The 14,878-nt window shown below is 36.0% G+C and carries 13 protein-coding genes; 8 read left to right on the top strand and 5 right to left on the bottom strand.

The window, feature by feature from the left end; translation table 11 throughout:
- Positions 1-29 precede the first annotated feature (29 nt).
- Together aspD and aspT are read right to left on the bottom strand one after the other, a co-directional pair.
- Positions 30-1,676 (bottom strand): aspartate 4-decarboxylase, encoded by a 1,647-nt coding sequence (aspD, locus tag ACPWTF_RS24120; RefSeq protein ID WP_427873637.1) that lies wholly within the window; start codon positions 1,674-1,676, stop codon positions 30-32.
- 35 nt (positions 1,677-1,711) lie between these two features.
- Positions 1,712-3,406 carry an aspartate-alanine antiporter gene (gene aspT, locus ACPWTF_RS24125; protein ID WP_427873638.1) on the bottom strand — a complete coding sequence of 565 codons (1,695 nt, stop codon included), beginning with the start codon at positions 3,404-3,406 and terminating at the stop codon, positions 1,712-1,714.
- A gap of 538 nt (positions 3,407-3,944) precedes the next feature.
- On the opposite strand from aspT, the gene ACPWTF_RS24130 reads away from it, so the two are divergent.
- The 3 genes from ACPWTF_RS24130 (at position 3,945) to ACPWTF_RS24140 (ending at position 6,724) form a co-directional block, all read left to right on the top strand.
- Positions 3,945-5,510, top strand: coding sequence for an arylsulfatase (locus tag ACPWTF_RS24130; RefSeq protein WP_427873639.1), 1,566 nt, complete (start codon positions 3,945-3,947; stop codon positions 5,508-5,510).
- 192 nt (positions 5,511-5,702) lie between these two features.
- Entirely contained in the window at positions 5,703-6,131 is a 429-nt protein-coding gene (locus ACPWTF_RS24135) for an LLM class flavin-dependent oxidoreductase (protein WP_427873640.1), read from the top strand.
- Positions 6,132-6,136: 5 nt separating this feature from the next.
- The gene (locus ACPWTF_RS24140) at positions 6,137-6,724 is read left to right on the top strand and encodes an LLM class flavin-dependent oxidoreductase (protein WP_427873641.1); all 588 of its coding nucleotides are present in this window, start codon (positions 6,137-6,139) and stop codon (positions 6,722-6,724) included.
- 55 nt (positions 6,725-6,779) lie between these two features.
- Here the strand turns inward: ACPWTF_RS24140 and ACPWTF_RS24145 are convergent, their stop codons facing one another.
- Positions 6,780-7,184 (bottom strand): (R)-mandelonitrile lyase, encoded by a 405-nt coding sequence (locus ACPWTF_RS24145; RefSeq protein ID WP_379799731.1) that lies wholly within the window; start codon positions 7,182-7,184, stop codon positions 6,780-6,782.
- A 116-nt stretch (positions 7,185-7,300) separates the two neighbouring features.
- On the bottom strand, positions 7,301-9,676 hold the full coding sequence (locus tag ACPWTF_RS24150) for an outer membrane beta-barrel protein (RefSeq protein WP_427873642.1): 2,376 nt from the start codon (positions 9,674-9,676) through the stop codon (positions 7,301-7,303).
- A gap of 163 nt (positions 9,677-9,839) precedes the next feature.
- Here ACPWTF_RS24150 and ACPWTF_RS24155 point away from each other — a divergent pair, with 163 nt between their 5' ends.
- From ACPWTF_RS24155 to ACPWTF_RS24175, 5 genes are all read left to right on the top strand, one after another.
- On the top strand, positions 9,840-11,441 hold the full coding sequence (locus tag ACPWTF_RS24155) for a histidine kinase (RefSeq protein WP_427873643.1): 1,602 nt from the start codon (positions 9,840-9,842) through the stop codon (positions 11,439-11,441).
- Position 11,442: 1 nt separating this feature from the next.
- Complete coding sequence (locus tag ACPWTF_RS24160) at positions 11,443-11,832, top strand: response regulator (RefSeq protein WP_427873644.1); 390 nt, start codon at positions 11,443-11,445, stop codon at positions 11,830-11,832.
- A 23-nt stretch (positions 11,833-11,855) separates the two neighbouring features.
- Positions 11,856-12,137: a LytTR family DNA-binding domain-containing protein gene (locus tag ACPWTF_RS24165; protein ID WP_427873645.1), complete on the top strand. Its 282-nt coding sequence runs from the start codon at positions 11,856-11,858 to the stop codon at positions 12,135-12,137.
- 134 nt (positions 12,138-12,271) lie between these two features.
- Positions 12,272-12,676, top strand: a complete 405-nt coding sequence (locus ACPWTF_RS24170) for a putative quinol monooxygenase (protein ID WP_427873646.1) — start codon at positions 12,272-12,274, stop codon at positions 12,674-12,676.
- A 171-nt stretch (positions 12,677-12,847) separates the two neighbouring features.
- Entirely contained in the window at positions 12,848-13,822 is a 975-nt protein-coding gene (locus tag ACPWTF_RS24175) for a GNAT family N-acetyltransferase (protein ID WP_427873647.1), read from the top strand.
- A 107-nt stretch (positions 13,823-13,929) separates the two neighbouring features.
- On the opposite strand, the gene ACPWTF_RS24180 is transcribed toward ACPWTF_RS24175, so the two are convergent.
- Complete coding sequence (locus tag ACPWTF_RS24180; RefSeq protein WP_427873648.1) at positions 13,930-14,718, bottom strand: polysaccharide lyase; 789 nt, start codon at positions 14,716-14,718, stop codon at positions 13,930-13,932.
- Between the last annotated feature and the right edge of the window lie 160 nt (positions 14,719-14,878).

Raw genomic sequence — 14,878 nt, forward strand, 5'->3', positions numbered from 1 at the left:
AGGTTTAATATTTTTAATTTAAGCTTCTATTATTTTGTTGAGTTTTCCCAGCTGGTTACATATTCCAATAAAATTTTACGGATATTTTTTCCAAGTATCAGATAACTATCCGTTGGAAGATTAGCAAGAGAGACTCTGATACTCCATTCAGGTCCTGCAAAACCGCCACCGTTTAAAAGTACGATTGCTGTTTTTTCTGCCAAGCGGAACAATACATCAACGGGTTCAAAATTTGTTTTCAGCCAATTGGCAAAATCATCCCCGTGAAAGTGTTTTGCCGCCACCATAATATCGATTTCAGAATAATATCCTGCACGCATCGGATCTTCTAGAATCGGAACTTCTAATCCTTCCCATAATAAGCTAAGGCGTTTGTGAATAATAGACTGTGTAAGGGTTTTATAAACATCCTGAGTATCCAATAAACAAAATGCAGAGAAAAGCATCATTTGAAATTGCTGCGGTAACGATAATCCTGCCGTGTGGTTTAAAGCTACCTGTCGGCTATCGGCAACGAGTCTGTCAATAAACTTGATTTTTTCTGGCTCTAATGTGAGAGAAGAATAACGATCGTGCAGTTCTTTTTTAAGTTCTGGACTTAAATCGGCAATTTTTTTATCGAAAATATTGTCTTGATGAATGGCAATCGTTCCAAGTCTCCAGCCTGTACAGCCAAAATATTTTGAGAATGAATATACCGTGATCGTATTTTGTGGAATAATAGCCATTAATGATCTGAAATTATTAACGAAAGTTCCATAAACGTCATCTGTAATAACCATCAAACCTGGGTTATGATTTTTTACTATATCAGCGATATAATTGAGCGTCTCAGTACTCATCGCCGAAGATGGCGGATTACTTGGGTTTACCACAAAAGCCACTTTAACCGCAGGATCTTTTAGTTTGTCTAATTCAGAATTTGGATATTGCCAAGTATGGAATCCGTTTTCGCCAACTCCGCTAGCTTCTACATAAACGACATCAAATTTGTATCGTTCTAATTCCGGAATTTCGATATAAGGAGTAAAAGTAGGCGTAAGCAAGGCTATTTTATCGCCACGTTCGGTAAGGTGATTTTGCATAAGCGAATCAAAAATGTAACACATTGCAGCAGTTCCGCCTTCAACAGCAAAAATATCATACTTGCCCTTGTCGTTTCCTGCACCGCACATTTCTTGTACCAAATAATCATGAACAATAATTTCTATCTGACTTAGCATACGATCTGGGACAGGATAGTTAAATCCGATTACAGCTTCTATCCATTCTCGGATCCATGCGTCACCATCAAAATCGTGTTTGTCTACACCATAATGATATGTTTTTTCTAAAAGTGCAGCGGCAGGAGTATCTTTATGTTTCAATAAAAAAGCTTCAAAACGAGAAGCCACTCCGCTTTTGTTTTGTACAATTCCTGCTAGAATGCCTTGTTCTTCCATAACATTACGGCATTCTTCTAGAGCAAATTGTCCAAAAAGGAAAAAAGCCTCTCTAGGAACTGTAGCAATCCAGTTCGGATTTCCTCTTCCGGCATTAAGTGTAATCGCTGTAGATTTAAGCGCACTTTCATCTGCCAAATGAATTAATTCATTTTTAATTTCAAATGGGCTGAGGGTCTGAAGTGTTTTTTCTACCTCTCTTGATGTTTTTATTTTTGAAATATCAATTGCCATAACTAAAATGTTTAGAGATTATATAAAAAATTCGACTAACTCATGATTAAAATAATGACGACACCCCATATAATGAGTAGCGTATTACCAACGGCATAGGTCACGGTATAACCCAATGCAGGGGTTTTGCTTTTTACGGCATCTTGCAGAGCTCCAAGGGCGGCAGTAGTTGTTCTTGCCCCGGCAGCACATCCTAAAGTAATAATAGGATGGAATTTGAAAATGTATCTTCCTATAAGAAGTCCGAGTATTAGCGGAATGGCTGTTGCTGCAGCACCCGCAATGAAAAGTCCCCAGCCAGCTTCTTGAAAACCTACTATAAAACTTGGTCCTGCTGTAATACCCACTACAGCAATAAATATGTTTAAACCCACATTATTCATAATCCACAAGGCAGGCTCTGGAATTCGCCCAAAAGTAGGATGCTGACCTCTTAGCCATCCGAAGAAAAGCCCAGATATTAAGGCACCACCACTTGTACTAAGGCTTATTGGCACTCCGCCAACTTTAACGGTTAATGCTCCAAGTAATCCTCCCAGTACTATTCCTAAACCAACAAAAGCCATATCGGTAGAATTTGTTGGACGATCTGGATAGCCAATATGTGTCGCAACTTGATCTACGTCTCGTTTAATTCCAATTAATTCGATCATATCTCCTTTTTGAAGAACAGTATTGGGTAATATGGGCATCTGGATTCCAGCTCTTTTTAAAGATCTCACGACAACACCATGCATGTATTTTAAATGGCGTAAATCGGCAAGGGTTTTATTTATTACTTCTTTCTTTACAACGAGTACACTTAATACTTCTACTGGAAAATTTAGAAGTTCGATATCTAAAACTTCTTTTTCATTTACAGCAACGTAATTCATCATGTATTCTCTTCTTCCGCCGAGTGCAACAACATCATTTTCTTGAATTACAAATTCTGGAGAAGCATCTATAATTTCTTTTCCTCTTCTGATGCGCTGTATAAACAAACGTCTTTTATTTCTTTCCAATTCATTTTCAACTTCTGCCACTGTTTTGTTATTAGCATACGAGTTTGAAGAGATTTGATATGCATTATATATTACACGATCATAAGCAGAGGCAATACTTGGATCATCGCCAATGGCATCGCCTCCAAGCTGAATCTCGAGTTCTTTTGCTTTTTCGACTAAATTACCGCCTAATAACTTTGGACCAATAGAAGCCAATAGCCAAGCAGATCCTGCAGTTCCGAAAATATAAGTTACAGCGTATGCAACTGGAATTTTGTTGATTAATGCTGCTTTTTGATCGGCAGGAATACTAAGCTGATTGATAGTGTCAGAAGCGACACCAATTACCGCAGATATGGTTTGAGAGCCTGCAAGCATTCCAGAGGTTAATCCCATGTCGTAGCCCATAATTTTCCCTATTAGATACGGACAGATCAAACATAAAACGCATACTACTGCGGCATAAAGCATTTGAGGCAGTCCGTCTTTTTTTAAACCTCCAAAAAATTGGGGTCCGACACTGTATCCAACAGCGAAAAGAAACATAAGGAAAAAGACCGATTTAACGTTGGGAGAAATGACAATGTCTAATTGTCCGACTAAGACTCCCACAAGCAAAACACTGGTAACCGTTCCTAAAGAAAAGCTTCCTATTTTAAATTTTCCGATAAAATAACCTAGTGACAGGGTGAGAAAAATGGCCAGTTCGGGATAATCTTTTAATGTAGTAATAATCCAATCCATAATTATTTGTTTTTAGTTTAGATGTATCAATAATTGATTATGAAAATCGAGGAGTACAAAAAGATATGGGGAGAGGCGTTTAGGAAGGAATTTTTTAAGCCATTCAAAAATATTTCATAAAGTGAGAATAATTGCATAAAATGACAGGTGGAGATGTTCCAAATTATAATTTGGAACAAGAAAACTTGCAACTTAACATTTTGATAATTAAGATATTTGCTCGAATTGTCTTTGTTTTTTTAGAAATTTAAAGAAATCTCTCCTAAGCTTGAAAAAATATAATAAGGTGAAAATTTATAAATCAAGCAGCGTTTTTAAGAATTAAATTTTAAGAAAGGTTTATTTAGAAAATTTATATTCTCGTTGCATATTATAATTTGCAACCACTTTAGAAAAAACGGCTCTCTTATTAGCAGTAATTTAGGTTATCAAAAAAGTTTCTCATTCTGGAATTCTTTGAGAAGTAAAAAACGCTATTTCTTACTGCACTTTTTTGCCAAGATTTTAAACAACTCATATTTAATTAAAATTTAAAACCATGAAAAAAAATGCCTTAAAATTAATTTTTGCAGGTCTGTTATGTTGCACTGTCATGGGAAGCATAAACGGACAAACCAAAAAGAAGCCTAATATTATTATGGTAATTTCTGATGATACTGGCTGGGGAGATTTAGGAGTGTACGGCGGAGGAGTTGGACGCGGAATGCCTACGCCTAATCTGGACAAAATGGCTAAAGAAGGAATGCAGTTTTGGTCTTTTTACGGACAGCCAAGTTGTACACCAGGAAGAGCTGCGATGCTAACAGGGCGTATTCCGAATCGAAGCGGTATGACTACCGTTGCTTTTCAGGGACAAGGAGGCGGATTGCCCAAAGAAGAATGGACTCTGGCTTCGGTGCTTAAAAAAGCCAATTATAAAACCTACTTTTCTGGAAAATGGCACCTTGGAGAAGCAGACTATTCGATGCCGATTGCTCATGGTTTTGATAAAATGCAGAATGTAGTGCTTTATCATTTAAATGCTTATACTTATGCTTTCCAGTCTTGGAATCCGGAGATGTCTTCAGAGATGCTAGAACTTTTCAAAAAAGTGACTACAGGTGTACTTGAAGGTGAAGCAGGTGGAAAAGCCCGAGAGGTAAGTAAAGTAACAGAAGAGAATATTGCTGAGCTGGATATGATGATGGTAGAAAATAACTTAAAGCAGCTTGATGAATATGGAAAAAGCAAAGATCCGTTTTTTATGTGCATCAATTTTGCTAAAAACCATCAGCCAAACCTTCCTTCAAAACAATTTGTTGGCAAATCTCCAGGTAAAAGCAAATATTCAGATGCTGTAGTAGAAATGGATTACAATGTAGGCCGAATTATGGATAAGATTCGTTCTTTGGGTATTGCCGAAAATACTATTGTTATTTACACAGTAGATAATGGTGCTTGGCAAGATGTGCATCCTGATTCTGGATATACTCCTTTTAGAGGTACAAAAGGAACCGATAGAGAAGGAGGTAGTCGTGTACCTGCAATTGCTTGGTGGCCAGGACAAATTGAAGCAGGAAGCCAAAGCCATGATATTGTAGGTGGGCTTGATCTTATGGCGACATTTGCCAGCCTTGCTGGAGTGGAACTTCCTAAAAAAGACAGAGCTGGTGCCGATATGGTTTTTGATAGTTATGATATGTCAAACGTGTTGTTTAAAAAAGGAACGCCACTTCGTGATAGATGGTTCTATTTTACAGAAGCCGAATTATCGCCAGGTGCTGTACGAATCGGAAAATTCAAAGCAGTATTTAATACCCGAGGAGATAATGGTGCTATTGCCGGAAGTGACGCACCTGGACAACAGCTTGGTTGGCGAGGAGATGAAAGCTATGTAGCGACAGTTCCTGCTATTTATAATTTATGGCAAGATCCACAAGAACGTTATGATTTGTTTATGAACAGCTGGACAGAGAAAACATGGACTGCAATAATTTTTAATCAAGCTATTGCTGATCTGATGAAAACTTATGCTCAGATTCCTCCAAGAGCACCTCAGAGCGAAACTTTTACGGGTGAAATGCAGATTGAACGATATAGAACTATCGAACAAGTGAAAAAATGATGAATGAAAAGAAAGTTAATCTTCCTCCTTTAAGCGTAGACCCTAAGCAATAATTAGAAAATTAGAAGGCAAAATTATCTGCTTTGATAATTTTATAGATAAGCAAAACCATGTACTTTTCTAGAAAAGACATGGTTTTCTTTTTCTTATTAGTTATGCGTATATTTGAGAGAATAAAAAAATAAAGCCATTATGAAAAAAATAGGATTTTTATCATTTGGGCATTGGGCTAATCATCCGTCATATAAAACTCGTACAGCGGCAGATACATTGTTGCAATCCATTGATTTAGCAGTGGCTGCTGAAGAAATAGGTATAGATGGTGCTTATTTTCGAGTACATCATTTTGCACAGCAACTGGCATCGCCTTTTCCTTTGCTTGCGGCAGTAGGAGCGAAAACAAGTAAAATCGAGATCGGAACTGGCGTAATCGATATGCGTTATGAAAACCCATTGTACATGGTAGAAGATGCTGGATCTGCCGATTTAATATCGGAAGGTCGTTTGCAGTTAGGAATTAGTAGAGGATCACCAGAACAAGTTATTGACGGTTGGAGTTACTTTGGTTATGAACCTGAAAAAGGAGAAACTGATGCCGATATGGCCGTAAGAAAGCACTAGAATTTTTGGATAAACTTAAAGGAGAAGGATTTGCAGAACCAAATCCGTACCCAATGTTTCCAAATCCGCCTGGATTGTTGCGTATTGAACCGCATTCTGAAGGATTAAGAGAAAGAATCTGGTGGGGAGCGGCGTCGAATGCAACTGCTGTTTGGGCTGCCGAAAACGGAATGCATCTTCAGAGTTCTACGCTTAAGTATGATGAAAACGGAAAACCTTTTCATGTGCAGCAAGCCGAACAGATAAGATTGTACAAAGAAGCTTGGAAAAATGCTGGGCATCAGCGTGAAGCAAGAGTTTCGGTAAGTCGTTCGATATTTGCATTGGTTAATGAGCAGGATCGATATTATTTTGGCGGACAAGCCAAAGGCAATGATAGTTTTGGTTATATCGAGCAAGACAAAAGAGCCATCTTTGGTAAAAGCTATGCTGCAGAACCCGATAAATTAATTGAAGAACTTGCTCAAGATGAAGCTATTCAAGAAGCAGATACTTTATTGTTAACTATTCCGAATACCATAGGTGTAGATTACAATATTCATATTTTGTCTTCTATTTTAGAACACGTTGCACCTGCATTGGGCTGGCGATAAGTTTTGATAAAAAGAATGAAAAAAGCCCTCTGTTTATAGAGGGCTTTTTTATGATTCAGTTTTCATTTGCAGTTTTATACTCTTCATCAGTAACAGGATTAAGCCAAGTAACTTGAGTATCTTCTTTAAAGTTAGTGATTGCCACATGAACCATTGTAGTTGTTGCGCTAGCACCGTGCCAATGTTCTACATTTTCAGGAATATTGACTACATCTCCTTTTTGAATGATTTGAGCAGGTTTGCCTTTTTCTTGATAAAGTCCATGACCTTCAATAACCAACAGAACTTGACCTTTTGGATGTGTATGCCAGTTTGTTCTCGCTCCAGGTTCAAAAGTTACGCTGCCTGCTGAAAACTCATTGTTCTTGTCTCTTGCAATCAAAGGCTTCAAAAATGCATTGCCTGTAAACCAATCTTTAGAAAGAGGTTCTCCTTTTGGAAATATTTCTGTTGAACTCATACTATTTTTTTTAGAATTACATGCAGTTAAAAGTACTGTGAATATAATGATTATTTTCTTCATTTATTTCTGTTTTATACTACAACTTCTTGTTTTTCTTAGCTATTGTACGAACATCAATCTCTATTAGCATCATTGGCTTGTCGAATTGCTTTTGCATCGGTTAGATTAAAACGATAAACAAAACTCAAGCGATATCTCGCTGCATTTGGAATGCTATTATCTTTAATGACATAATCTGTTCCCGTTGTAACGCTTTTGTATTGACGAAGATTAAAAGCATTGGTAACATCAAAAACAATAGTAGCTTTATCTTTAAGGAGGAGTTTGCTAAACCCGAAATCAATTGATTGTAATGCTTCGCTGGTAATTTGTGCATTGCGTTTTTCTCCACGAAAGTTATAACGGCCTTGAAAACTAAATTTAGCAGGAAGTTTAATCTGCGTGCTTAATCGAGCAGTAAAGTTTTGACTGCTGTAATCTAGGTTTTCGTCTCTATAATTTCCTTTTTGTTTGAAGTGATAATAATTCATCTCGGCATTAACCTGAAGCCATTTTAACGGATTATATAATGTCGATAATTCAATTCCGCTTCTTATTTCGTAATCAATATTTATGGGTGTGGTCAGAAAGATATCATCTTGACGATACGTATAATCTTGAATAAAGCCTTTTTCGTATTGATAATAAACCGAAGGATTCAAAGTAAATGTTTTCCAATTTTTAAGAAATGCCATTTCAAATGCATCCGTATAAGAAGGATTTAAATCAGGATTTCCGATATATTGTGCATTTAAATCGGTGACTTCATTGAAAGGATATAAAGCATATAATGACGGACGTTTAATGCGTTTGCTGTAATTTAACTGTAATGACGAAGCATCAAACTTATAAGCTAGATTGATAGTAGGAAAGAGTTTGTTATAGTTTTTTTTATCGCTATACGCATTTTCTACATCTTTAATGGCAATATCTGTAAACTCGGCTCTTAAGCCCAACATATAACTAAACTTGTTGATTTTACTGCTAAATTGCGTATAAGCGCCCGTAATGGTTTCGTCGTAATTTAAATCATTATCAATGTTCTGATAAACGATCCAATTATTGTCCTGTTGTTCTTCTGCCAAATAATTGCTTGTAACCGTTCTAATTTCAGTTTTTAATCCAAATTCCAAAGTAGAAAGACTGTCAATAGGCTGTATAAAATCGGTCTTAGCCAGAAAATCTTTGCTGTTTCCTACAGAGCTTGTTCTAATGCCAGGATAAACCATTGTGTCTGGAAGCAAACGTTGTGTAGAAAGATCCCATTTTTTGTCGCTGTTCCACCAATCGTATTGAACGTCAATAGTCCATTTTTTTGCTTTCTGTTGGAATGTTCGCGTATAATTAAACTCAATTTGACTGTAATCCCGTTTTTCCAATGATTTTCCATGTCTCGTCAAAAGACTATCAGCTGTGGTATTACCTTGATCACTATCGTACTGATAACGCAAATCGGTTTTATCATTATCATGTGTGGCATTCTTTAAAAAAGCAGCCGTAATCGTTTGATGTTCATTAATAAAATAATCGGCACCCATATAAAGCAATTTTCCATCGTCGTGACGGTCTTCATTCTGCACGCGATGCATGTAATTTGGAGAAGTGGTACTATTAGTTACCTGATTGGTTGTGTACAAACCCACATAATCGCTAGAACGGATACTGAAATTGGAAAAAATATTGATTTTGTTTGATTTAAAATTAAGGCTCGGATTAAGACGACTATCATTGGGCGATCCCGTAACCAATCTAACCTGACCGCTAAAACCACTTTTTTTGTTCTTTTTCAATATAATATTAAGAATCCCCGCAGAACCCGCAGCATCATATCTTGAAGAAGGATTGGTAATAACCTCAATTCGTTCAATCTGGTCGGCTGCAATCTGATCAAGCGCATTGCTTTGGGTAAGTCCAGACTGTCTTCCGTTAATTAAGATCAAAACATTACTATTTCCACGAAGACTTACCGTTCCCGCAGCATCAACAGCCACAGATGGAACTCCATTTAATACATCGTGAGCAGAACCATTTTGCGAAAGCACATCTTTACCCACTTCAAAAACCTTTTTGTCAAGTTTTAAACTAACATTCGATTTTTGACCGCTAATTTCAACTGCTTTTAATTGTACCATATTGGTAATTAATTCAATTGTTCCCAAATCAATTTTTTGTTTTCCTGCAATTAAAGATTGCGTATGATTTTGATACCCCGTGTAACTAAACGAGATAGTGGTCGAAACATTTGGAGCTACTTCAATAGTAAATAAACCAAGATCGTCTGTTATGGCTGTGGCCAATGTTTTTGATGCATTGTCTTGTATGGTTACCGTTACGTAAGGCAGTGCTTCTTTTGTAGCGCTGTCTTGAACTTTACCAGAAATAATGGTTTGCTGTCCTATTCCTAAAAACGGAATAAAGAGAATTAAGGTTTTGATTATTAGAGATTTCATTTTGATTGATTTTCTTGTACAAGATTAATTCATAAAAGAAAGCACCGTTTTCGAAAACATTCAAACGGCTCTATAAGCTTTTCAAAAGCATTTGGCAATTCGATATTTGTTCTATCTTTATCTTATGTATAAATCTTACTTTTTTATCGTTTTACTTCTTCTCATGTGTACCTCTTGTAACTATTACAAAGAGTACGTTACAACCGATGTAACATATGATGTTGATTACGATCATCAGAAGATGGATTGGGGTAAACCGGATAGTTCAAGTTTTAGATTTGAAACAGACGTTGAAATAGAAGAACGAAAAAATACTTCCCAATCGTTAGGGCTTCAAATAAACGCCTTTGGTGCTTTTGATGTGTATTGGGATGGAGTTTTGATTGGGAGAAATGGTCAAATGGCAAAAGGAGATCGTGTTGAGGTGCCAGGAACAGAAACCTCTTATTATCAAATACCAAACAATTTGTCTAAACTCGGGAAACACACCGTTGTTTTAATGGGTTCGCAAACCTACAATAGAGAAGCACAGCGCGGTATCGATGTAAAACTTAAAGATTATCTGCAACTTCAACGTTCACCGCTTATTGTGGTTTCTTTTATGAATATTATGGCAGGTGCTTTTCTTATTGCAGGCATCTATTATTTTTTTCTCTATCTCAATAGTACCCGAAAAGAACTAGCCGTTTTGCTCTTCGGAATTATTTGTCTGCTTTTCTTTTGTTTGCTCATTATCGAATATGTCAAGTATTATTTAGATATTCCTTATAATGAATTTTATACTCGTTTAAAGATTATTGGTTGGCTCACTTTTGCTGTTTCAATGCTCGTGCCGTGGTATTTTATGTTGCAGTTTGAATTTAAAAGAAAGAAACTAGTGCTGTTTTTTTTGTTCATTGTCCTTTTAGCGATTTATATTGGCTATTATGGTCATTATGATATTTCGGCTGCTTATTTTACTATTACTGCTCGTTTCTTTTCTATTGTAATCGCTATTGAAGCCGCCATTAGAAAAGCAAAAGGCGGACTTATAGTTGCAGCGGGTTTATTGGCAGGAGTAGTGGTCAACTATTTTATGTTTTATGACTTCGGATTGTTTATAGCTTTTACCATTTTGGTCCTTTGTATGCTCTATCTCCATACGATACGGGCAAAAGCAATGGAAGAAGCTCATAATGCATCATTGCTGCTTTCTTCCAGATTGCAATTAGAACTAATTAAGAAAAATATTCAGCCGCATTTTCTTCGAAATACTTTAACCTCGCTGATTGATTGGATTGAGGAATCGCCTAAAGAAGGAGTTATTTTTATTCGCGCTCTGGCGGAAGAATTTGATATAATGAACGATATTGCCGAAGATACACTTATTCCAATTAGACAAGAGATTGATTTGTGCCGAAGACATTTGGAAGTAATGTCTTTTCGTAAAGAAATTTGTTATAAATGGCAGGAAGAAAGAATAGACGAAAACGAAACGATTCCGCCAGCTATTTTTCATACCATAATAGAAAACGGAATTACGCATAGTCTTCCTCCAAAAGAAGGCTGTATTGTTTTCTGTTTAAAATTCACCCGAGAGAAGCAATACAAAGAATACACTTTATTGACTTTAGCTAAAAATAGACAAACTAAAAAAGATAAGCGAGTAGGAACTGGATTTAAATACATCGAAGCCAGACTAACAGAAAGTTATGGCACCAATTGGTCTTTTGATTCTCATGCTGTAGAAAAAGGGTGGGAGACCATCATTAAAATTTTTGATTAAGATGAAGATACTCATAATTGAAGACGAAGCTCGTATTGCCAAAAGAATAGAAAGAATGACACGTGATTTCTTTGACAAAGATGTGCAAATTTTACTTTCTGATTCTCTAGAAAGCGGATTGATAGCGATTGAGAATAATCAAATCGATCTTCTGCTGTTAGATTTAAATCTGAATGGAGAAGACGGATTTGAAATCTTGCAGACTTTTGTGGCAGGCCGTTTCAGACCATTATTATTTCTGCCTATACCGATAAAGCTATTACAGCTTTTAATTATGGAGTTTTGGATTTTGTACCCAAACCTTTCGATCAACACAGATTGGAGCAAGCCTTTACACGTTTTACGACACAGGGAAAACAATCGGGCGGAGATGTTCGTTTTTTGGCGGTAAGAAAAGCAAAGACATTTAGACTCGTGCCAATTAATGAGATTCTATACATTAAAGGGGCGGGGATTTATACCGAATTGCATTTGGCAAATAACAAAATAGAATTACACGATAAATCGCTTGAAGCTTTAGAAAAACTGCTTCCTGAAACATTCGAAAGAATACATAAATCCTATATTCTCTGTTGGGAACAAGCAAACAAGATTGTCGTTGAAGCAGGAGGAAAGTACAGCATGCAGCTAAAAAACGGTGACTTACTACCCATTGGACGTTCGAAATATAAAGAGATTAAAAACAAGCTGATTTAGTAAAATATTTCAATTTTAAAACTATTAGCCAAAACAATTATACAGCCAAATCTTTATATTTTCAGTATATTTAAACGCGCTAGTAATGGATTAAAACTAGAGTAATTATAAATTCAAGACAAAAGAATTAATTTATGAATGTATTTTGGAATAAAATTAAGGTATCGTTTTTATTTACTTTTTTCTCACTTGGTATTATGGCACAAAATAAAGATCAAATGGTTCGCATTGCAGAAGTTGAGATAATGCCTGATTATCTTGAGCAATACAAAGCTATTCTTAAAGAAGAAGCAGAGGCGTCTATTAGATTAGAGCCTGGAGTGATTGCTATTTTTCCGATGTTTCAAAAAGACAGTCCAAATCAGATAAAAATATTAGAAATTTATGCTAATAATGAAGCATATCAGTCTCATTTAAAAACGCCTCATTTTTTACTTTACAAAACATCTACACTTAAGATGGTCAAGTCGCTAAAGCTAAATGATCTTGAGGCTTTGGATGTTGAGACCATGTCGGCGTTGTTTAAAAAATACCAATAGATGCGAGTCGACTTTTAATTTTTGGTATTTATTTTTTAATGTACTTTAACGAATTGTCAAAAAAAGGAGCGTAATGCAAAAAACGCATTAACAAATTAAAAAATAGCATTTTTGCGCATTAGGTTTTTGTCTAGTTTTATCCCTAGAAAAACACTACCAAAGAACCATAAAATGATAATAACCAAAAACCTTTTAATAAAACCTTACAGAATAGAAGATTCAGAACGATTCTTTAAAAGTATTACCAACAACAGCGAATATTTGTATGATTACTTTGCAAACATGATAAAAGTGAATGATAGCTTAGAATCAACAAAAAAATATCTCGAACAGAAAGAGATAGATTGGCAAGAAAATAAAAGTTATGCTTGCGGTATATTTTCAAAAGAAAATAATGAATTTATAGGCCATATATCTGTACGGGGAATCGATTGGAGAATTCCAAAAGGCGAACTCGCTTATTTCATTTTAAAAGAACATAATGGTAATAATTATGCTGCCGAAGCATTAACGGCTTTTAAAAACTGGTGTTTTGCAACTAAAAAGTTTAATAGACTTTTTATGAAAATTGCAAAAGAAAACGCTGCAAGCATTAAAGTAGCCGAACGTTCTGGATTTGTATATGAAGGGCTTCTAAAAAAAGATTATAGAAAAAGAGAAGAAGATTTGACAGATATGAAAATATACGCATATACTGAAAATCTGGAACTCGTAAGAACGAATTCTCAAAATGCAGATTTCGCCAGTTTAATTGTAAAACTAGATGAGAATTTAGCAAGCCGAAATGGTAATATGCAGGAATACTTCAACCAATTTAATAAGGTTGATGCCATTAAACACGTCATTATTGCTTATATCAACGGAATTGCGGTGGGTTGCGGAGCAATAAAGCAATTTGATGATGATTCTGTTGAGGTAAAACGCATGTTTGTTTCCGACGAATATAGAGGAAGAGGCATAGCATCTAAGGTTTTAAATGAGCTGGAAAACTGGGCTAAAGAATTAGGTTATGCATCGACCGTTTTAGAAACCAGCAATGTGCAAACAGAAGCAGTTGCATTGTACACTAAAACGTATACTGTTATCGAAAATTACGGACAATATGCCGGAATAGAAACTAGTATTTGCTTCAAAAAGGAATTATAGAAAGCTTTTAACTAATAACAACTTCGATGCTTTATGGTAATAGATAGCATCGAAGTTGCTGGGTTTATTTTTTCGGTTCAAATGTTTTTTTTAAAGTGTTTTAAACACTATAGAGCATCCCAAGATGCACTAGGATAGTAGATAGAGCTTGTTACAGGAGCTGTCCAATAGCTTTGGCTTCCTCCACGGAAAGTGTGAAGGCTCACAGCATTTACATTTCGCTTAGCATCGTTGGTTACCCAGCGAATTTTTTCGTTCAATATCTCTGTACCATTTACGTAATATTTTACGTACCCGTCAGTATTTGATCCTGTATTTAACTTCACAGATATCTGGCAATTATAAGTAACACCTTCCTGTATGTAATATTTCTTTCCGAAATCATTACCGTATTGTCCCGGCTGATCTCTATAATATACATAAGGCTGAAGATAAGCGCCACTTCCTTTAGCCGTATTAGAACCACTTGGGCAATACCACATAAATCTTGCGCTACCGCCATTTCCGTCCCATGCAGCATCGCCACCCGTATTTTGGTCACCAATTAAGATTCCATATCCGCATTTTCCGCCTCGGCTCCAATAAAACCCATTATTAAATTTCATTTGAAACCAAACGGTATAAACGCCTGTAGACCAAACACCATACGACGTACACAATCCACCTGGGCAAGATAAGGTGTTGGTTTGCAAAGTAATGGTTCTTGCGCCAGCCGTTCCTTTTGCTGTTGTACCGGCTTGTATGGCAGAATTATTTGAAACAGTGTCTCTATTCGCGATTAAGTCAGTATCTTTTTTAGCAGTTTGAGATACCTCTAAATCTTGTTCCTTTTCGCAGGAATAAAACACTAATGCTGCAGTAGCTAGCATACAAGATAATTTTATGATTTTCTTCATTTTTTAAATTTTAAGGTTAGTAAACAATTAATAGTTAGTAAAATAGATAGTAGTATTTGAAACCGAAAGTGTAAAGTTGATTATTAATAATTTATACAAGGAGTAATAAAGTACGTTTTTACGTACACAGAAATCCAGCATGTCTATTTGTTGTATACTC

Origin of the sequence: Flavobacterium sp. MMS24-S5 (assembly GCF_050320125.1) — a bacterium.
GTDB classification, from domain to species: Bacteria; Bacteroidota; Bacteroidia; order Flavobacteriales; family Flavobacteriaceae; genus Flavobacterium; species Flavobacterium tyrosinilyticum.

Coding starts and splice junctions, on each gene's coding strand:
- aspD (WP_427873637.1), bottom strand. CDS start 1,676: ATGGCAATTGATATTTCAAAAATAAAAACATCAAGAGAGGTAGAAAAA.
- aspT (WP_427873638.1), bottom strand. CDS start 3,406: ATGGATTGGATTATTACTACATTAAAAGATTATCCCGAACTGGCCATT.
- ACPWTF_RS24130 (WP_427873639.1), top strand. CDS start 3,945: ATGAAAAAAAATGCCTTAAAATTAATTTTTGCAGGTCTGTTATGTTGC.
- ACPWTF_RS24135 (WP_427873640.1), top strand. CDS start 5,703: ATGAAAAAAATAGGATTTTTATCATTTGGGCATTGGGCTAATCATCCG.
- ACPWTF_RS24145 (WP_379799731.1), bottom strand. CDS start 7,184: ATGAGTTCAACAGAAATATTTCCAAAAGGAGAACCTCTTTCTAAAGAT.
- ACPWTF_RS24150 (WP_427873642.1), bottom strand. CDS start 9,676: ATGAAATCTCTAATAATCAAAACCTTAATTCTCTTTATTCCGTTTTTA.
- ACPWTF_RS24155 (WP_427873643.1), top strand. CDS start 9,840: ATGTGTACCTCTTGTAACTATTACAAAGAGTACGTTACAACCGATGTA.
- ACPWTF_RS24160 (WP_427873644.1), top strand. CDS start 11,443: ATGAAGATACTCATAATTGAAGACGAAGCTCGTATTGCCAAAAGAATA.
- ACPWTF_RS24170 (WP_427873646.1), top strand. CDS start 12,272: ATGAATGTATTTTGGAATAAAATTAAGGTATCGTTTTTATTTACTTTT.
- ACPWTF_RS24175 (WP_427873647.1), top strand. CDS start 12,848: ATGATAATAACCAAAAACCTTTTAATAAAACCTTACAGAATAGAAGAT.
- ACPWTF_RS24180 (WP_427873648.1), bottom strand. CDS start 14,718: ATGAAGAAAATCATAAAATTATCTTGTATGCTAGCTACTGCAGCATTA.